Below are 18946 nucleotides of genomic sequence, written 5' to 3' on the forward strand. Positions count from 1 at the left end.
GCAGGCCCTGGGTGGCGATCAGGCCCGCCGCGCAGCCAAGGCTGGAAAGGAAGGCGATCAGGCACACATTGAAAAACACCAACGGGAAACAACTCCAACAATCCGCGCGACCGCCCTGTCGGAGGTGCGGCCGCATTACCATTCATCCTAGCCCCGCGGCGCCCCACCACTAGCCCGCAGCCCCACCTGCTCCACGCTCCGAATGCGCGCTCGGCTGCGGCAGAATAGCCCTCCGCACGCACAACCTACAAGCGATATTCGGGCTCAACGCCTCTTGCGGCCCCTCCCCGGGCGCACCGCCGCCTGCATTGCCCGCTTTCTCGGCGCTTGGGGTCATTGTTGCACATCCGGCGAATCCCGGTCGCACCGGGCCCTCGCGTTCAGTTCAGGTCAGACACTGCGCGTTGCCTCACCGAGGATATCTTGCATGACCCGTTCCGACTCGGGAGACCGCGTCAGACAGCTGTAGTCACCGACAACATCCTTGCGGTTCCCATGGACGAGCAGGAAACGGCCGAACGGCATATGGCCGGTGGTTCCGTCGAGGTCGCGCTGCACTTCGCGCATGACGTCATAGAAGGTGATCCGGGTCTGTCCCGTTTGCCGCTGGATGTCCGAGCGGCGAATTGTGGGCGCCTGGCGAATTCTGCCGTCTTCATCCCGAACGCAGATGCAAAAACCACGGTTCAGGATTGCGGTGATCAGCTTGTTGCAGATGGCCCCTTCCGTCTTGTCGATCCATTCGGGCCACCCGGTTCTCAGTTCGTAGTCTGCGGTCAAACCAGTACTTTCTTCACATACGTCTTGCAGGTTGGCGCAACCTTCCATCGACGCGGGGAAAACGCAGCACGCCGTCGATCACAACAGCGTTACAGCGCGCCATCTTTCGCATAGAGATCGCCGTCGGGAAACTTCCGCAGCCGGCGTCCCGAGCGGTCGCGTCACGCCTCTCTGCGCCCCGGGAAGGCCGGCCCGGCATCGACGGCGGACCGGACGTGAGCCAGCCCTCGCGCCAGCAGATCAGCCGCCGCCTCCGGGGTCTCAGCCTCGGCATAGACCCGGAATTCGGGGGCGTTGCCGGAAGGACGAAGATGAAGGATGCGGCCGTCGGCAAGGGTCATCCGCAGCCCGTCGGTGATATCGACCGCCAGCTCCGACAAGCCGAGGGCGGCGAGGAAATCCGCGCGTTCCACGGCGTCGCTCAACCGCCCGAGCAGGGCGCGGGAGAGCTCTGTCGGCGTTTCCTGCAACCGGTCGGCGGCGGTGAAGCGGGCGGGTTCCTGCGCCACCCGGGCCGCCAGCCCGCCGGCTGCCTTGGCGGCGGCGAGCGGGGCGATCAGCGGCAGCAGCGCGTCGCGGGTCATCAGCCGCGGCAATGGGCCGGCCGGGCCGGCGGCGTCGAAGCCGAGCAGGAAGCCGCCATTGGCCTCGTAGCCGACGGTGCGGCCCGGTGCCTGCCCCATGCCGGCGATGACGAAGGGCGAACCGATGCGCGTCCGGATCACCCGGGCGAATCGGCCCGAGACCTCGGCCCCGGTATTGGACGAGACCGGCGTCACCACGGTTTCGGCGCCAAGTTCGGCGGCGGTGATCTGGCCCAGAACGTCGCCGGGCACCACCCGCCCGGTTTCGTCGGCCAGCAGCGGCCGGTCGCCGTCGCCATCGGCCGAGACCACCGCATCGAGCCGGTATTCGCTGGCCCAGTCGACAAGCTGCTGGCGGGTGGCGGGATCGACCGCCTCGGTATCGACCGGGATGAAGCTTTCGGAGCGGCCCAGCTCGATCACCTCGGCGCCAAGCCCGGCGAAGATCTCGGCCATCAGGTCGCGGCCGACCGCGCTATGGGCATAGAGGCCGATGCGCTGCCCGGCCAGCGCCTGCGGCCCGAAGGCCGAGACGTAGCGGGCGACATAGGCCGGGCCGGCGCTGCTATCGGTGGCCGGCCCCGGGCCCCCGGCCCCGGCGGGGGTTCCCAGCGCGGCGAGGATCGCCGCCTCCTCGGCCTTGGTGATCTCGCCGGCCGGCGTGTAGAACTTCAGCCCGTTGCGGTCGGCCGGGATGTGGCTGCCGGTCACCATCACCGCCGCGGCCCCGGCGCCCATCGCCGCCAGCGCCAGCGCCGGGGTCGGCACGGCGCCGCAATCGGTCACGGAAATCCCGGCCGAGCCGGCGGCGCGGGCGACCGAAGCGGCGATTTCGGGCGAGGAGGGCCGCAGGTCGCGGCCGACATAGAGGCCGGTGCCCGGGTCGCAGGCGGCAAGGAAGGCACGGAGGTGGTCGGCGACCAGCTCTTCCGTCAGCTCGGTGACCAGGCCGCGCAACCCGCTTGTGCCGAATTTCGGCGCCATCTCAGCCCCCGTCAGCCCTTGGCGCCCTGGCCGCGGGCATACACATCCTCGTAGCGGATGATGTCGTCCTCGCCCAGGTAGCTGCCGGTCTGGACCTCGATCAGCACCATCGGCAGCTTGCCCGGGTTCTCCATCCGGTGCACCGCGCCGAGCGGGATGTAGACCGACTGGTTCTCGGTCACCAGCTTGACCTCGTCGTCGATCGTCACCTTGGCCGTGCCCTCGACCACGATCCAGTGCTCGGCCCGGTGGTGGTGGCTTTGCAGGCTCAGCGCCGCGCCGGGATGGACGACGATGCGCTTGACCTGGAAGCGGTCGCCGGTGGCGAGGCTCTCGAACCAGCCCCAGGGCCGGTGATCCTTGGGGAAGGCCTCGGCCTGCTTGGCCCGCTTCCCCTTCAGCGCCGCGACCGCCGCCTTGACGTCCTGGGCCCGGTGGGCATCGGCCACCAGCACCGCGTCCGGCATCGCCACGGCGACGATGTCCTTGAGCCCGATGCCGACGATCTCGAGCCCGGCATCTTCCGAGCGCAACAGCGTGTCGTCGCAATCCAGCGCCGTCGCCGGGCCCGCGGTGGCGACGCCGCGCACGTCCCGGCGGCTCTCGCGCCAGACCGCGTCCCAGCCGCCCAGGTCCGACCAGCCGGCGGCGAAGGGCACGACCGAGAGGTTCTCGGCCCGTTCCATCACCGCGTAGTCGATCGAGATGTCCTCGACCTGCTCCCAGGGCTCGGGCGCCAGCCGCAGGAAGCCGAGATCGGGCTTGCCCTGATCGACCGCCGCCTGGACCGGGGCGACGAGTTCCGGCGCATGGGCGCGGAAGGCGGCGAGGATCGCCCGCACCGAGAACAGGAAAATGCCGGCGTTCCACAGGTAGGTGCCGGCGGCGACCATCTCGGCCGCCTGCTCCGCGTCGGGTTTCTCGACGAAACGCTTCAATGCCAGCGGCCGGGCGGCGAAATCGCCTGGGTCCTCGGTCAGTTCGAGGTAGCCGTAGCCGGTCTCGGCATGGGCCGGCTTGATGCCGAAGGTCACCAGCTGCCCGGCCTCGGCCGCCGGCACCCCGGCCGCGACGGCGTCGCGGAAGGCCAGCGCGTCGGGTACGACATGGTCCGAGGGCGCGACCAGCATCAGCCCGTCGGGGTCGGTCTTCTCCAGCCACAGCGCGGCGGCCAGCACCGCCGGCGCCGTGTTGCGCCCCGCCGGCTCGATGAGGATGGCGCCGGGGTCGATCCCGGCCTCGGCCAGCTGCTCGGTGACGATGAAGCGGAAATCCGAGTTCGTCAGCACCACCGGCGCCGCGTAGCCCGGCCCCGACAACCGCCGCGCCGAGGCCTGGAACAACGTCTCCTCGCCCACCAGCGGCACGAACTGCTTCGGGTAGCTCTTGCGCGACAAGGGCCAAAGCCGCGTGCCGGAGCCGCCGCAGAGAAGAATAGGGTGAACCGACATCAAAATCTCTCCCGTTTACTCGGCCCCACAAGCCTCAGGACCCTGGCTTGTGGTGCGGCACATCGACGTCTCACCACCCGCGCAAGGCCGGCAGGAAGTTCCGTGCCCGGCCTCCTTGGCAATACCCATCCCCCCCGCTCGGCGCAACCGTGCCTCTGGCGGCAACGCACCGCCCCCTCGGCCCGAGGCGCGATGCCGAACCGGCGGCCGTTTCCCGGACAACGCGCGGGGGGCGCCGTGCTGCGGCGACGCTTCACGCCTCCCGCAGCTCCGCCGCGTTGTCGAGAAACCAGCGATAGGTTTCCGCGATCCCGTCGCGCAGCGCGATGCTGGCCTGCCAGCCCATGTCGCGCAGCCGGCCGACATCCATCAGCTTGCGCGGCGTGCCGTCGGGCTTGGAGCTGTCGAAGCGGATCTCGCCCGTGAACCCGGTCACCTCGGCCACCATCCGGGCGAGTTCGGCAATGGTCACGTCCTGACCGGTGCCGACGTTGATGTGACTGAGCATGGGCTGCGTGTTGGCCTCGTAGGCGGCGCGGTCGAGATCCATCACGAACAGGCTCGCCTCGGCCATGTCGTCGACATGGAGGAACTCGCGCATCGGCGTGCCGGTGCCCCAGACCACCACCTCGGGGGCGCCGGATTGCACCGCCTCGTGGAAGCGGCGCAGCATCGCCGGCAGGACGTGGCTGTTCTGCGGGTGGAAGTTGTCGCCCGGGCCGTAGAGGTTGGTCGGCATGACCGAACGATAATCGGTGCCGTATTGCCGGTTGTAGCTCTCGCACAGCTTGATGCCGGCGATCTTGGCAATCGCGTAGGGCTCGTTGGTCGGCTCGAGCGTGCCGGTCAGCAACGCGTCCTCGGCCATCGGCTGCGGCGCCAGCTTGGGGTAGATGCAGGACGAACCGAGGAACAGCAGCCGCGCCACCCCAGCCGCGTAAGCCTGATGAATGACATTCGCCTCGATCATCAGGTTTTCGTAGATGAACTGGGCCGGAAACGTGTTGTTCGCCTGGATGCCGCCGACCTTGGCCGCCGCCAGCACCACGGCGTCGGGCCTCTCGGCGGCCATGAATTCCGTGACCGCCTTCTGATCGGTCAGGTCAAGTTCGGCATGGGTGCGGGTCAGGGTTTCGATCCCGCGCGCTTGCAGCTTGCGCAGGATGGCGCCCCCGACCATGCCACGATGTCCGGCGACATAGACGCGCATGATCAACCCTCCATCGAAACCGGCAGTTCGAGCCCATGCGCCTTGAGCAGCGCGTGGCGGCGCGCGGCCTTGAGGTCATCCTCGACCATCTCGGCGCACATCTCGCGCGCGCTGATCTCGGGCACCCAGCCCAGCTTTTCCTTGGCCTTGCTCGGATCGCCCAGCAGGGTCTCGACCTCGGCCGGGCGGAAATACTTCGGGTCGATCCGCATCACCACCTGGCCCGGCTTCACCGCCGGCGCCTTGTCCGAGGTCACCCGGGTCACCACCGCCTGCTCGTCAACGCCCTCGCCCGAGAATTCCAGCTCGATCCCCAGCTCCTCGGCGGTCCAGCGGATGAACTCGCGCACCGAATATTGCTTGCCCGTAGCGATGACGAAATCCTCCGGTTGCTCCTGCTGCAGCATCAGCCACTGCATCCGGACATAGTCCTTGGCGTGGCCCCAGTCGCGCAAGCTGTCGATATTGCCCATGTAGAGGCAATCCTCGAGACCCTGGGCGATGTTGGCCAGGCCGCGGGTGATCTTGCGGGTGACGAAGGTCTCGCCGCGGCGCGGGGACTCGTGATTGAACAGGATGCCGTTGCAGGCATACATTCCGTAGGCCTCGCGGTAGTTCACCGCGATCCAGTAGGCATAGAGCTTGGCCACGGCATAGGGCGAGCGCGGGTGGAACGGCGTCGTCTCGCGCTGCGGCACTTCCTGGACGAGGCCGAAGAGCTCGGAGGTCGAGGCCTGGTAGAAGCGGGTCTTCTGCTCGAGCCCGAGGAAGCGGATCGCCTCGAGCATGCGCAGCGTGCCGATGGCGTCGACATCGGCGGTGTATTCCGGCGCCTCGAAGCTGACCGCGACATGGCTCTGGGCGCCGAGGTTGTAGACCTCGTCCGGCTCGACCTCGCGCAGGATCCGGGTCAGGTTCGAGGTGTCGGTCAGATCGCCGTAATGCAGCCGCATCTTCGGGTTCCGCGCATGCGGGTCCTCGTAGATATGATCGATGCGCTGGGTGTTGAACAGCGATGCCCGGCGCTTGATGCCATGCACCTCGTAGCCCTTGTCGAGCAAGAACTCCGCGAGATACGAGCCGTCCTGACCGGTGATCCCGGTGATGAGTGCCTTCTTGGTCATCTGCTTTCCTTCAAGACTTGAGAACGAACTGCCCCAGCTTGCTGAGGTTCTTCCATGCCAATGCGCCCGCCCCGCCTACATCATGGCGCTGCAAGGCCCGGTTGTCTTCGCGGCCCCTGGGCCGACCACGCCCCAAAGAGCGGCTGCCTTCACCGCCCCCCGCATCCCGCCCGCGACCTCGGGCATGCCGGCCGGCAGATAGGGCATCGGGGCCGGCGGCCTCCAACCGTGCTTCGGCCTCTTCGGGTCAAAGCTTCCCGATCGCCCGTGGCGGAGCAGCCGCTGCGGGTTCCCGGCAAAGACACGGTCGCGACCGCCATGGCCCCCGGCGGCACCTGCCTTGGAGAAGGCCTGCGCGACCGCGCCGGGCGCCCTGTCCGAAGCGAAGAAAGCGCCGAAATGCACCGGGCCGGCAGCATCGCCTCGAGGCCGCGCAATTGCCTTGTCGATGACGTCACGAATCCCACCATCGGGGCCACTCTCCGGCACGACCGCGGGACCGGCGCAGGCTGCGATCGCCGCCAGCGCCGCATCGGTGGAGCCAGCGTCCGGCACGACAGGCCCGAGATCACGGTATGTCTGCGCCGCAACGCTCCCGAGTGCGTCCCGCGCCGTTTCTACCCGGTTGCAGACGGCGGTCACGACGGAAATCTTCAAGGCAATTTCTTTCCTTGGAAGACCACGCCCCGGAGCCGGAGCGCAATGGCATTACGACTGACAGCCTTCAAGCTCATATCACCTCCAGTTGCAACCTTCGTCGCCGCTGCATGCCTGACGCGGCGACATATTCAGCGAATTCCAGCGCCACCTGCCCGGCCTGCGGGCAGGCAAGTCCGATCTGCGGGCAGGCATGTCCGATTGCCGACATCGTGAGCACTGCCAGGCGCCCGGCCCTTCCGAACAGGGCAATTGCGCCGCCCCCATGCCCAGGCCCTACTCCCGGTTCACGACGCGCAGCGCCTCGGGCCGCACCGCCACCCGCTGCTCTCGCCCCATCAGGTCGAGCAGCACCCATACCCGCTGATCGGGCGCCATCTGCTCGACCGTCGCGACGAAATCGGCGAAGGGACCAGACGACAGGTGAACCTGATCTCCGGGTCGCACGACAGGCGGCGAAAGCAGCTTGCCGTCGTCGCCGCAGCGCCGCATCAGCTGGGAAATAATCGCCGACGGAACCGCCGCGGGCTGAGCGCCGAAACCGACAAGCCGAGAAACACCATAGGTCGAATTGATGGCCCTCCAGCCCCCGCCCGAAGGAGCGAAGGCAACGAAGAGATAGCCCGGGAACAACGGCCGGAGCGCCGTGACGAATCTGCCCCGAGTGCGCCGGGTCTCTTCATGCGTCGGCGCGAACACCCGAAATCCCTGCCGGCGCAGGTTGCGTTCCGCGATTCGCACGGAATTCGGCTTGACTTGCACCAGATACCAGGATGCCCCCGCCTGATGGCGACCATGACGCCCGTCGCAGGCCTTTCCTTCACCGACCATCACTCAATTCCGAACAGATACCAGCCGCAAGGTCACTCGCCGACGATCACCACTTGCGCAAGAGATAGGTTAAGCCATTGCACTATATTATTAGTTCACCGCCTCCAAGCCGGGAGCGGGGACACCGCGAGCAAATGTGAACTCGCCGCAGCGGCGAGATCGAGGCAAAGCGCCGGACGCGCGAAGCGAAGGCATCGCGGGAACGCCTGAACAACAGGCAGCAGCTGGAGCGTCGAAAGAGAAACCGGTCCGACGCCCCGTCCGTCCTCCGCCGGAGGAACCGGCAGACAGGGTGCGGGCCGCAGCGGTCTCGGCCCCGAGCACAGCCTTGAGTTGCCCCGCGCAAAGCGATAACAGTGCCGCCAACGCCGGCAGCGCCATGCCGCCGCGGCGGCGCCCAGGCAGGGCTGAAGGCATCGGGCCGCAGCCATGCCCGCGACACGCTCTGCGCAACATTCCGAAAACGTGATCAACTCTGGGGGTTTTCGCGGCCGCAGCAAAATGATAGCGTTCACTTTTGAACGCCATGGCTGTTCGAAACGAAAACCCACTCCCGACCGTCCCAAGGCGCCCGACAGGCAGTCCTTGTGCGGTAGCCTGCCCGGATTGCAGATGAAGGCCGGCAAACCGGGAAAGGTGCGGGAAGACGCCCGGTTTCGGATTCTGCGCCTGCTGGAGGACAACCCCTCCATGAGCCAGCGCGAGCTGGCGCGGGCCGTGGGCATCAGCGTGGGCGGCGTAAACTACGTGCTCAACGCGCTGATCGAAAAGGGCCTGGTGAAGCTGGGAAATTTCTCCGCCGCCCCGGACAAGCGTCGCTACGCCTATATCCTGACCCGCAAGGGCCTGTCGGAGAAGGCGGCAATGACGCGGGACTTCCTCAAGCGCAAGAGGGCGGAATACGCGGCGCTGAAGCAGGAAATCGAGACCCTCGAGGCGGAGATCGACGAAGACAGGGCGGGCCGATCCGCAAAGGGGCGATGATGGCCCTTTGCAGACTTCTGGTGGCCCGTTTTGTTGCCTAACCGCCTTTGCCGCATTCAGATGCACAAGGTAAGTGGCATCATCGCAAATGCAGAAATGAAGTCGATAACGAAAAAGCACATGTGCGCTCCGGCCTCATCTTGCCCCCTAAGTAAGGTTGAATGGATATGATTAGTGTCGTCGGCGGTTCCGGTTTCATTGGCACCCGCTTCTGTCAGCTCCTGTCTGAGCGGGGCATTGCCTTCGAGATCCTCGACCTCAAGCCCAGCCGCCGCTTTCCCGACTAGACCAAGATCGCCGACATTCGCGATATCGACGCGGTGCGGGCCGCGTTGAGCGGCGATGTGATCGTCCATCTTGCCGCTGTGCACCGCGACGACGTGCGCGACCCGGCGCTCTACGCGCAGACCAATGTCGAGGGGACACGCAACCTGTGCCAGGTCGCCGGCGAGACCGGGGTCGACAAGATCGTCTTCACCAGCAGCGTTGCCGTCTACGGCTTTGCCGAACCGGGCACCGATGAGGCAGGGGCGATCAATCCGTTCAATGAATACGGGCGCACCAAATTCGAGGCCGAAGAGGTGCTGCGGGACTGGCAGGCTGCCGAAGACGGACAGCGGTCCCTCATCATCGTGCGCCCGACCGTGGTCTTCGGCGAAGGCAATCGCGGCAATGTCTTCAACCTGCTGAACCAGATCGCCTCGGGCCGCTTCCTGATGGTGGGATCGGGGACCAACCGCAAGTCCATGGCCTATGTGGGCAATATTGCCGCCTTCCTGCAGCATGCCCTGACGGCCGACTGCCACTATGGCATGTTCAACTATGTCGACGATCCCGATTTCGACATGAACACGCTGGTGGCCGAAGTCCGCGGAACCCTGACCGGCGCCAAGGGTGTCGGTCCCCGCCTGCCATATGCGGTGGGTCTGGCGATGGGGCATGCCGCCGACCTCGTGGCGCGGCTGACCAAGCGCAACCTGCCGCTGAGCGCGATCAGGGTGAAGAAGTTCTGCGGCACGACCAGCTTTGCCTCGGCCAAGGGCACACTGGATGGCTTCGTGCCCCCCTACAGCCTGAAAGATGGGCTGAGGCGAACATTGGAGGCCGAATTCCTCTCGCCCGATCCCGATCGGGAGATCTTCTTCACCGAATGACCCGGAAACGCGGACCTTGCGCTTAGTACCGCCCTCCAACTCAGCTCCATTTGCCTCCATGGCTAGTTTCGCACGACGCATTCTCAGCTTCGGTGCCATCAGCATTGTTCAAAAGCTACTCGGCTTTCTGATCTCGGTCCAGATCGTCGCAGTGCTCGGGGCATCTCAGTTCGGTGTCTACGCGTTCATTCTGAACGTCGTGAACACTGTGGCGATGTTCGTTCTGTTCGGTTTTCCACAAACCCTGACGCGTCAGATCGCTGTCTATCTTGAATGGGAACAGACCGACCTTGTCCGAGGGCTGCTCAAGTTCTCATCGTTAGCCCTTGCGGGAACAACATTACTGTCCATTTCGGTTTGGCTTTTCGGCTGCCAGCTCTATTGCGCTCCAGATCCAACTGGGGCAACTGCGAAGGCCGGGCTGATACTGCTTCCGCTCGTTGTGCTGCTCGGGGTACAGCAAGCGATAATGCGTGGGCTAGATCGCGTCATTGACGCGGTCTGGCCAGTCATGTTGTTGCAGCCCGCCCTTTTTCTTGGAGGCCTAACCTGGGCTAGGTCGCTTCACCTGCATGCGCAAGCCTCCGAAGCCATGATATGGCTTATCCTCACCAATCTTGTTGCCGCACTGGCTCTCGGATTACTCTTCTGGCGCCATCACCCTTTGCGCGGAAACGAACGCCCACGCTACGCATATGGCACTTGGGCGCGCAGCCTTCTTCCGTTCTTCTTGATTGGAGGCATGAACCTCCTGCTGCAGCGCACCGACATCTTGGTTATCGGCGTGTTCCGGGCCCATACAGAAGTCGCCCAGTACGCAATCGCGTCTCAGTTGGCGATGGTACTTTTCCTACCTGTCGGCATAGTCAATAGCTCGATCGAACCGCGCATCGCCGCAGCCTTTTCGCGTAAGCAGAACGAGCGCCTGCACAAGCTTTATGCCGACTGCGCCCTCTGGACCACCGGAGTTGCGCTGCTCGGACTGCTAGCCCTCGGTGCCTTCGGCAAGATGATGCTGGTCAATGTATTTGGGCCTGAGTTCATTTCGAGCTATCCGGCAATGCTGATCCTAGCGAGCGGCTACGCCATCAGCGTAGCCTTCGGCTCCTCGGGTAGCTTTCTCAGTATGGCCGGCCATGAAAAAATGACCCTAACAGGTACAGCGACCGCGACCGGACTGAATATCGTGCTCAATCTACTTCTGGTCCCGACGTTCGGTCTGAAAGGAGCGGCAATAGCCACGTTCCTGTCAATGGTGACCGCTAAGTTGATCAATGCCGCATTTCTATTTCGTGCTCTTCACATTCTGCCGGGTCCGCTATGGCACCTGACAGATCAAGGCAAACGCTTGCAACACCCCAACAAGGATCTGCCATGATTAGTTTAAGGGATGACGCACCGGTGATCATCTTTGGTATGCACCGGTCGGGTACCACAGTCCTGGGCAATATTCTTGAAGCGCACGGCATGTTCGGCGGCGTGCGCAAAGACGAAAATGGTGAGTCGGTCTTTTTTCAGTTACTCAATGACTGGATGATGACCACCAGCGGGGCACGCTGGGATGTGCCCGAAGCAATCGCCTACATGCTCGAAGACCCGGTCACTCGAGCGCTGACGCAAGACTATCTGAGGCGGGTGCTCAAGAGCCCTCAAATGATGCGCTATTTCGGGGTTCGATCTATGTTCGGCTGGTCGGCGCCACAGCGAGGCCGCTATCGCGCCTGGGGTTGGAAAGATCCGCGCAACACCTTTACTCTGCCGATCTGGGAAACGCTGTTTCCAAACGCCCGCTTTGTCTATGTCGAGCGTCATGGCGTCGATGTCGCAAAAAGCCTTCTGGTTCGACGCGCCAAGGAACTATCGGCGGCGCGCACCAAGTTCGAACGTTTCGGACCGGTTTACGGGCTACGGCTCAAAAAGGGAGGCTTCTCAGACTCGGTGCGCTGCAGCACGCTTGAGAACGCCTTCTCGCTCTGGGAGGCTTACGTTGCGCAAGGGCGTGCCCACGCCAACCGCCTTGGCCCCGAGAAGGCATTCACCGTCCAGTTTGAGAAGCTATGCGCCGCCCCCCGCGAAACCGTCGGAGCACTGCTGCGCTTTCTCGGTCTAGGTGATTTTGACAGCGTCTCACTGCCTTCAATCGAACGGCTGAAGCCGGGCCGGGCAAATGCCTATCTCAAGGACCCGGTCCTGAGTGCCTTCGCCGAAGCAAAGGCTCAGCGGCTGAGTGATCCCCTTGCGCGCAATGCCTAAATCACAGCCGATCGCCAAAACCGCAACCGCGGCGCCTGCGCGCCGCTGCTTCTGCATCTCTTTCTATGAAGGCTCACTCGATCTGCTGAAATATGCCGACGATGACTTCTTCATCTATTTCAAAGGGGAAGAGAACCGCGCCGCCCATGAGGCCTTTGCAGACGAACGCAAGGCCTGGATCCCGAATACCGGCTACAATTTGCATGCCTATCTGGACTTCATCATACGCAACTACGAGGACCTGCCCGACATCGTGGTGTTCTGCAAGAACAGCACTTATCCCCGCCACGTTTCGGAAGCGGTTTTTGCCCGGCTGAGCCAACGAAATGTCTACACCCCGATCGTCGACCCGGAAAGCTGGGAGGGAATGCGCTTCCCGGTCGCGGTGCGATCAAGCGCGGGGGATTTCCTCGAAATCAACGACAGTTGGTACGCGCGCGGTCGGCGGGGACGCTATTTTGACGATTTTGACAGCTTCTTCAGCTTCATCTTCGCAGGGGCCGCATGCCCGACCTATCTGCGCTTCGGTCCCGGAGGCAACGCGGTGGTGCCACGCAGCAACATCCTGCTGCGCAGCCGGGCGTTCTATCAGAACCTGCTGAGCTTCATCGACAATGAGCCCCTGGCACTGGAGTCATTCTTCATCGAGCGGTCGTTCGATGCGATCTTCTGTGCCCCTTTCGAGGAAAGCGCCGAAATGCGGCAGGTGCTCGACAGCGAGGCCCTGGCGCAACTCGCAGCCCGCCCCCGTCACCCCGTTCCCGGGCACAGGCCCTGGCGACGTGTGCTGACCAAGATTCACTATGCCGCCGCACGGCTGGGCAATGCCGCATTTGGCACGCCCCGTGGCTGAGGCGACGAAGACGACGGAAAGAGACGCGATGACGACGACAAATCCCGCCCCCCGCTCTGGCCCTGCCGGCGAGAAGCGTCAGGTGCTCGATGTCTTTCTGTTCTTCAACGAGCTCGACCTGCTGGAATTGCGGCTCCACTGCCTGAACGATGTCGTCGACAAGTTCATCCTGACCGAATGCACGGAGACCTTTTCGGGCAAGGCCAAGCCGATGCACTTCGCCGAAAACCGCGAGCGCTTCCGGGCGTTCGAGGACAAGATCGTCTACAATCCGGTCGGCCCGGACGAACTCGCACTGCTCCGCGGTCCCGAGTGGCGGTCGTGGGTCACGGATCTCGACCGTAGCCTCAAGCACAAGCATTCGGGCCGCCCGGCGCGCGAATTGCACCGCTCGGTGCTGCGCGAGATCAGCCATCGCGACGCCGCCGTGCTCGGCCTCAGCCGGCAGGCCCGGCCCGGCGATCTGGTCCTGCTGAGCGATGTCGACGAAATCCCCGATCCCGAGACGGTGCGGGCCGTCGCGGCCAAGGGCGTGACGCAGCCGTCCTATTTCGAGATGAAATGGTACCTCTACTGGATCAACAATCGGGTCCAGCAGCCTTGGTATGGCACGGTCGCCTTCGACTACGCCATGCTCGAGGGGCAGTCTCTGGACATGTTCCGCTATGGCTCTAGCGACACTGTCGGACTTCCCGGGCCGATCATCGCCAATGGCGGCTGGCATTTCAGCTATCTTGGCGGCGGAGAAGCGATTGCCGCGAAACTGGAAGCGTTAGCATACCAAGGTCTTCGGGCCCGATTTTCAATGCTTCTAAATCGACTGCGCCGCAACGGCTGGCAGTCCGTTCTGGACCGCAATTCCGACCTGCTATTGCAGGATCGCAGCTTGCGCCTGGAGCCGCTCGATGACAGCTATCCGGCGGCGCTGCACGAATTGCCGGGTTTCGTCGATACCTATGCACGCCGAACCGCGTGACCCGAGACCATGAGCCGAACAAGAAGTGAGCGAGCGCCAATGATCCAGACAAGGTTTCTTTCCGGACAGGGCCTCGGAAACCAGCTCTGGACCTATGCGGCAGCGCGCGGGATCGCCGAACATCTTGGCCGTCCCCATGTCGTGACAGGCCGCGACGTCTTCAAGGGGGCGGAGTTTCTCGACATCGATTTCGGCGAAGACCCGGAACCGGACGCCCCGGTGGCGCGCTTCAACGAAGCCCTGTTCTACGATCCCGAGCTGAAATACTTCTCGTCCGGCTACGACATCCGGACCGAGCATCTGCCGCCGCGCGTCCAACTCGACGGCCTGTTCCAGAGCGAACGCTATTTCCACGGTCGGGAGATGGAACTGAAGCACTGGATCCGCCCCAAGGCGGAGGTACTGTCGGCTGCGGAACGCTACCGGGATGTCTGTGTCCTGAACCTGCGCGGGGGCGAGTACAAGCGGCACAAGGCATTGATCCTGCCGCGCAGCTATTGGGACATGGCCGTGGACGTGCTCCGCCGCGAGGCGGGCGCGACCGAGATACTCGTGGTCACCGACGATCCCGGCTACGCGCGCGCCTTCCTGCCCGAATTCCCGGTGCTCGAGGGGGGCGTGGCCGAGTGCTACGCGGCGTTGATGGGGGCCAAGGCGCTGGCCGTCTCCAATTCCAGCTTTTCCTATTTCCCGATCAAGACCCGCAGCGACCGGCCCTTCGTCGTCGCTCCGGAGCACTGGGCGCGCTATGGCCACCCGGCGCGACGCTGGGCGATGCCCGCCAACCTCTATCGCGACTGGCACTGGCTGAGCCCGGCCGGGGAACTGCGGAGCTACGAGGCGTGCCGTGACGCGGCGGAGGCCGACGCGGCCTGGTACGAGGCCGAATACAGTGTTCGCATACCGCCCTCGATGGGCATCGGCCTGCCCCGAAGCCGCTTCATTCCGGCGGGGCTGAAACGCCCGATCAAACGCGCCGCGGCGCGCCTCTTTCCCACGCGGATCGGTTAGGATGGCCCGCACCTCTTACCTCGCCATCCTGCCGCAGCGCGGAGCCCAGGGATGATTGCGCAATTTGATCCCCGGACTGCAGGCTACGGCGATGCGCGCCGGCGGCATGGCCTGCTCACGCTTCTCAAGCGCCTGCTGGCCTTGATCGTTTTTACGATTGCTCTGTCTTCGCTCGAGCACGAGAACCTGCCTGACTACCTAGCTTATCAGAGGATGTTCGACACCACCTACCCCTTTGGCAGCAATTACTACGGCTTTTACGTAGTCGCCTCGCTGAGCAAGGCCGCAGGGCTGGGATATCTCGGTTTCAGGAGCCTGGTGCTGTTTCTCGGGGTCCTTCTCGCCTACTGGCTCGTCCGCGCTCGTCGCCCCCAGGAAACGGCAGGCAAGACATCGCGGCGCTCCGCCCGAAGAAATGGCTTCATGCTGCTGCTGTTGATCTTTGCATTCGTACTGGAATTCTATTTGATCCGACTGCGCGCGGGCCTTTCAATCTTCTTCTTTGCGATAGTGATCCTGACCTGGACACGCAAACCGCGAGGGGCGGGCCGACTTGTAGCCCTTCGGCTGGCACAATTGACCTGCCTGTCCGTCAGCGCAGTTATTCACTTGGAGACTTTTGTCTCCCTGTTTCTATTCGTTCTGGTCCCGGCCATCTGGACCTCTCGTTTCTCGACAGTATTTCGCTCAAACGGCAAGGTGTTCTTCGTGATTTCAAGCCTGCTTTGGGCCGTTCTTTTCTCTTTGGTGACAAAGGATGCGACGGAAATCCGGGGCGCGCATCTCAATTCGCAGCTCAACTTCGTACGATTCCTGGCAATCTCGCCCGCTCCAATACTTCTCTGGTTGCCGGTTTGGACGCTTTTCCGACGACCGGCACCCAACCCCGGTATCAGGCGCCGGAAATGGCGTCACGAGTACTTCCCGTACTTGTTTGCCCTCAACTATGTGGCCGCTGCCTCGGTGCTGGCGCTGTTCTACCTGTCAGGACATATCGTCACCAGTGGCGAGGCGATCGTCCGGATCATGACACTATCGTCTCTTGGGGCAATCTTCTCAATCTCGTATTGGGGCGTGTCGGCCCGCAACAGCGTGGCGCTCTACATCACGGTCTGCAATGCACTGTTCTTCGTGAACACAATCGCAGGTACAGTTTTCCATTGGCACACCGCCTGAAAACGGAAGACATCTGCATGCCGGGGCTTGCCGCGTGACCGACGCGCCGCTTCTCAGCGTCCTCGTCCCCGCCTATGAGTATGCCGAGGGTGTGGAGCGTATCCTGCAGGCGCTGGAACCGTTGTCGCCGGATGTCGAATTGCTGATCTTCGACGATTCCCCAGCCCCCGACATGGCCGGCCTGATAGAGGCGCATGCAAGCCGATGGCCGGACCTACGATACCGCCACAATCCGTCCGCACTGGGCGGGCCGCTGGGGGCGGGCAACAACTGGAATGCGCTGCTCGACGCGGCGCGCGGCCGTTACTGCCTGCTCATGCATCATGACGAGATGCCGCTGGGGCGGGAGTTCTGCAGCCGGCTTCGGGCCGCCCTGACGGATCGAACCGCGCCCGAGGTGTTGCTGCTCGATGTCGTCCTGCTCGACGGCGCATTGCGGCCGCTGCGCCGCCACGTTCCGGCCTGGCTGCGTTGGAGCGTGGTGCGATACGCTCCGGGCTACCTGTTCCGGCGCAATGTCATCGGGCCGACCGCCTCGCTGGTGGTCCGACGCGAGCATTTTCCGCGTTTCGACCCGTCGCTGCGCTGGCTGATCGATGTCGAGCTCTACGTCCGGCTGTGCCGAGCCGGGCTGAGATGGCAGAGGCTTGCCGGCCTGGAAGTCGGTTCGATACAGCGAAGCGACGGCACGATCACGGCGTCTCTGAGCGGCGAGCTTCACCGTATCGACGCCGCCGAACGCGTGGCGCTCCGGCCGCGCTTTCCCCGCGACCGGCTCTGGCTCGGCGCCCCGGTCGGCGGCGCCCTGCGCGCGGTCGAGCAGGTCCTGTGGCTCTCGCTGCGCGTCGTGGAACGCGCCTGGACGCGCCTGGTTCGATTGAAACCGAGGAGTTGACGATGATCCTTGCCAATCTGATCGGTGGCCTGGGCAACCAGATGTTCCAATATGCCTGCGCCACCGCGCTGGCGCGCGAGACCGGGCAAGAGCTACGCTTCTGCGTCGACGGTTTCTCGGCCTATGCGGCCGACCGCGCCTTGGCCCTGGAAAGCGTCTTCGGCATCGCGCTGCCGCGGGCGACGCAAGCCGATCTTGCCGGCGTCATCGGCGGCTGGCGCAGCGGCACCACCATGCGCCGGCTGCTGGCCCGTCCCGCCGCCGCGCCGCTGCGGGGGCGCAAATTCGTTGCCGAGAAGGGCTTTTCCTACCGCCCGGACCTCCGCGCGCGGCTGGGCGATGGCGGCTACTTGCACGGCTATTGGCAAAGCGAGCGCTACTTCCACGCCCATGCCGCGGCAATTCGCGATGCCTTCCGGTTCTCCGTTCCGCTCGAGCCGGAGAACCAAGCCCTTGCCGCACGCATCGCCGCCGGCCCGGCCATCGGCCTGCATGTGCGCCGCGGCGATTATCTCAACAATGCCAAGGTTCTGGCGCTGCACGGGCTGTGCGACCCCGGATATTACCGCGAGGCAATCGCCCGGCTCCGGGCCCAGCATCCCGAAGCGAAGCTGTTCGCCTTTTCCGACGATCCGGTCTGGGTGGAGCAGCAGATATTGAATGACCTGCCGGACAGCGAATGCGTTCGCCACAACGGCGGACAGCAAAGCTATCGGGACATGCAGATGATGGCCCTGTGCGATCACCAGATCATTGCCAACAGCTCCTTCAGCTGGTGGGCCGCATGGCTGAATCCGAAACCGCACAAGCGGATCATCGCGCCCAGGCAGTGGTTTGCTGATCCGTCACTGGATGCGTCGAATATCGTGCCGCCGGAATGGGAGCGCCTCTGATATGAATGACATGAAATCGGGACCGACCGCCGCCGCCGGCCTGCCCACGGGATTCGAGGGCGGCTTCACGGTTCTCATGGCCGTCTACGGCGGCGATGACCCGGAACGGTTCGCCCGTGCCCTCGAAAGCGTCTTTGCCAACAGCCTTCCGCCCGACCGGATGCTCCTGGTCGTGGACGGACCGGTCCCAGAGGCGCTCGAAAGGCAAATCGACAGGCTGCAGGCCACGCAGCCCTGCGTCCGGGTGCATCGCCTGGCCGAGAACCGGGGCCTGGCCATGGCTTTGAATGCCGGCCTGGCACTGGTCGAAACCGAATGGGTGGTGCGGGCGGACTCGGATGACATCAACCGTCCTGATCGCTTTGCCAAGCAGGCCGCCGCCATCAACGCGGCCCCGTCTCCGATCGACCTGCTCGGCGGGGCGATCCAGGAGATCGACTTCGACGACACGCCGCTGGCAGTCCGGCGCACGGCCGAGGGGGCCGAGAGCATTCGCAAATTCGCCCGCAAGCGCAATCCGTTCAACCATATGACGGTCGCCTATCGCACCGCGCTGGCACGCGAGGTCGGGGGCTATCCCAATATCCACCTCAAGGAGGATTACGGCCTGTGGGCGAGCCTGCTGCAGGCCGGAGCGCGGGTGGAGAACCTTCCCGACATCCTGGTCGACGCGATAACCGGGCAGGACATGTATCGCCGCCGCGGCGGGACGCGATACGCCTTGGCCGAACTTCATCTCCAGCGCCACCTGGTCCGCTGCGGTTTGAAGCCTTGGCCGCTGGCAATTGCCCATGGGCTGGCCCGCTCTCTCATCTTCCTCTTGCCGGCGCCCGCCAGGACGCAGTTCTACCGGCTGGTCCTGCGCGGCTGATGCGCGGTTCCGCTTGCCCGCCGACATCCAGAAAATCGAAACAAGATAGGATACCATGTTACTCAGTCCCACGCCCATCCCCGGGCTGATCGTACTCGTGCCAAACCGCTTCGGGGACGCGCGCGGCTGGTTCTCGGAGACCTGGAATGCGGCGCGGATGGCCGAAGCCGGGCTCGACATCGCCTTTGTCCAGGACAACCACTCGTTTTCCGCCACCAAGGGCACGGTGCGGGGGCTGCATTTCCAGGCCCCGCCCCAT

At 64.4% G+C, this 18946-nt stretch carries 20 protein-coding genes; 12 read left to right on the top strand and 8 right to left on the bottom strand.

Going from position 1 to position 18946, the window contains the following annotated elements; translation table 11 throughout:
• Positions 1-390: 390 nt before the first annotated feature.
• From ACFOES_RS20245 to nusG, 7 genes are all read right to left on the bottom strand, one after another.
• Entirely contained in the window at positions 391-780 is a 390-nt protein-coding gene (locus tag ACFOES_RS20245) for a hypothetical protein (RefSeq protein WP_377835403.1), read from the bottom strand.
• A 161-nt stretch (positions 781-941) separates the two neighbouring features.
• Positions 942-2348 (bottom strand): phosphomannomutase, encoded by a 1407-nt coding sequence (locus ACFOES_RS20250; RefSeq protein ID WP_377835405.1) that lies wholly within the window; start codon positions 2346-2348, stop codon positions 942-944.
• 11 nt (positions 2349-2359) lie between these two features.
• Positions 2360-3799 carry a mannose-1-phosphate guanylyltransferase/mannose-6-phosphate isomerase gene (locus tag ACFOES_RS20255; protein WP_377835407.1) on the bottom strand — a complete coding sequence of 480 codons (1440 nt, stop codon included), beginning with the start codon at positions 3797-3799 and terminating at the stop codon, positions 2360-2362.
• A 253-nt stretch (positions 3800-4052) separates the two neighbouring features.
• Positions 4053-5009 carry a GDP-L-fucose synthase gene (gene fcl / locus ACFOES_RS20260; RefSeq protein ID WP_377835409.1) on the bottom strand — a complete coding sequence of 319 codons (957 nt, stop codon included), beginning with the start codon at positions 5007-5009 and terminating at the stop codon, positions 4053-4055.
• A 2-nt stretch (positions 5010-5011) separates the two neighbouring features.
• Positions 5012-6133: a GDP-mannose 4,6-dehydratase gene (gene gmd / locus ACFOES_RS20265; RefSeq protein ID WP_377835411.1), complete on the bottom strand. Its 1122-nt coding sequence runs from the start codon at positions 6131-6133 to the stop codon at positions 5012-5014.
• Positions 6134-6208: 75 nt separating this feature from the next.
• Positions 6209-6790: a hypothetical protein gene (locus ACFOES_RS20270; RefSeq protein ID WP_377835413.1), complete on the bottom strand. Its 582-nt coding sequence runs from the start codon at positions 6788-6790 to the stop codon at positions 6209-6211.
• Positions 6791-7066: 276 nt separating this feature from the next.
• Complete coding sequence (nusG, locus tag ACFOES_RS20275) at positions 7067-7621, bottom strand: transcription termination/antitermination protein NusG (protein ID WP_377835415.1); 555 nt, start codon at positions 7619-7621, stop codon at positions 7067-7069.
• Positions 7622-8086: 465 nt separating this feature from the next.
• Here nusG and ACFOES_RS20280 point away from each other — a divergent pair, with 465 nt between their 5' ends.
• The gene (locus ACFOES_RS20280; protein ID WP_377835417.1) at positions 8087-8605 is read left to right on the top strand and encodes a MarR family EPS-associated transcriptional regulator; all 519 of its coding nucleotides are present in this window, start codon (positions 8087-8089) and stop codon (positions 8603-8605) included.
• 56 nt (positions 8606-8661) lie between these two features.
• On the opposite strand, the gene ACFOES_RS20285 is transcribed toward ACFOES_RS20280, so the two are convergent.
• Positions 8662-8961: a hypothetical protein gene (locus ACFOES_RS20285; protein ID WP_377835419.1), complete on the bottom strand. Its 300-nt coding sequence runs from the start codon at positions 8959-8961 to the stop codon at positions 8662-8664.
• On the opposite strand from ACFOES_RS20285, the gene ACFOES_RS20290 reads away from it, so the two are divergent.
• The 11 genes from ACFOES_RS20290 to ACFOES_RS20340 form a co-directional block, all read left to right on the top strand.
• On the top strand, positions 8926-9759 hold the full coding sequence (locus ACFOES_RS20290) for an NAD-dependent epimerase/dehydratase family protein (RefSeq protein WP_377835421.1): 834 nt from the start codon (positions 8926-8928) through the stop codon (positions 9757-9759). The two genes, ACFOES_RS20285 and ACFOES_RS20290, sit on opposite strands and share 36 nt — an antisense overlap.
• Positions 9760-9817: 58 nt before the next feature.
• Positions 9818-11137, top strand: a complete 1320-nt coding sequence (locus ACFOES_RS20295; RefSeq protein ID WP_377835423.1) for an oligosaccharide flippase family protein — start codon at positions 9818-9820, stop codon at positions 11135-11137.
• Complete coding sequence (locus ACFOES_RS20300; RefSeq protein ID WP_377835425.1) at positions 11134-12012, top strand: sulfotransferase; 879 nt, start codon at positions 11134-11136, stop codon at positions 12010-12012. Before ACFOES_RS20295 ends, ACFOES_RS20300 begins: the two co-directional genes overlap by 4 nt.
• Positions 12005-12865, top strand: coding sequence for a DUF3431 domain-containing protein (locus tag ACFOES_RS20305; RefSeq protein WP_377835427.1), 861 nt, complete (start codon positions 12005-12007; stop codon positions 12863-12865). The genes ACFOES_RS20300 and ACFOES_RS20305 overlap by 8 nt, the downstream gene beginning before the upstream one ends.
• Positions 12866-12893: 28 nt before the next feature.
• On the top strand, positions 12894-13841 hold the full coding sequence (locus tag ACFOES_RS20310) for a hypothetical protein (protein ID WP_377835429.1): 948 nt from the start codon (positions 12894-12896) through the stop codon (positions 13839-13841).
• Positions 13842-13880: 39 nt separating this feature from the next.
• Complete coding sequence (locus ACFOES_RS20315) at positions 13881-14852, top strand: hypothetical protein (protein WP_377835431.1); 972 nt, start codon at positions 13881-13883, stop codon at positions 14850-14852.
• A 51-nt stretch (positions 14853-14903) separates the two neighbouring features.
• Positions 14904-16028, top strand: a complete 1125-nt coding sequence (locus ACFOES_RS20320) for a hypothetical protein (RefSeq protein ID WP_377835433.1) — start codon at positions 14904-14906, stop codon at positions 16026-16028.
• Positions 16029-16062: 34 nt separating this feature from the next.
• Positions 16063-16923: a glycosyltransferase family 2 protein gene (locus ACFOES_RS20325; protein WP_377835435.1), complete on the top strand. Its 861-nt coding sequence runs from the start codon at positions 16063-16065 to the stop codon at positions 16921-16923.
• 2 nt (positions 16924-16925) lie between these two features.
• The gene (locus tag ACFOES_RS20330) at positions 16926-17816 is read left to right on the top strand and encodes an alpha-1,2-fucosyltransferase (RefSeq protein WP_377835441.1); all 891 of its coding nucleotides are present in this window, start codon (positions 16926-16928) and stop codon (positions 17814-17816) included.
• 1 nt (position 17817) lies between these two features.
• Positions 17818-18687 carry a glycosyltransferase gene (locus tag ACFOES_RS20335; protein ID WP_377835437.1) on the top strand — a complete coding sequence of 290 codons (870 nt, stop codon included), beginning with the start codon at positions 17818-17820 and terminating at the stop codon, positions 18685-18687.
• 55 nt (positions 18688-18742) lie between these two features.
• On the top strand, positions 18743-18946 hold a 204-nt coding region (locus ACFOES_RS20340), incomplete at its 3' end, for a dTDP-4-dehydrorhamnose 3,5-epimerase family protein (protein WP_377835439.1).

Source organism: Acidimangrovimonas pyrenivorans (assembly GCF_042643245.1).
GTDB lineage: Bacteria > Pseudomonadota > Alphaproteobacteria > Rhodobacterales > Rhodobacteraceae > Acidimangrovimonas > Acidimangrovimonas pyrenivorans.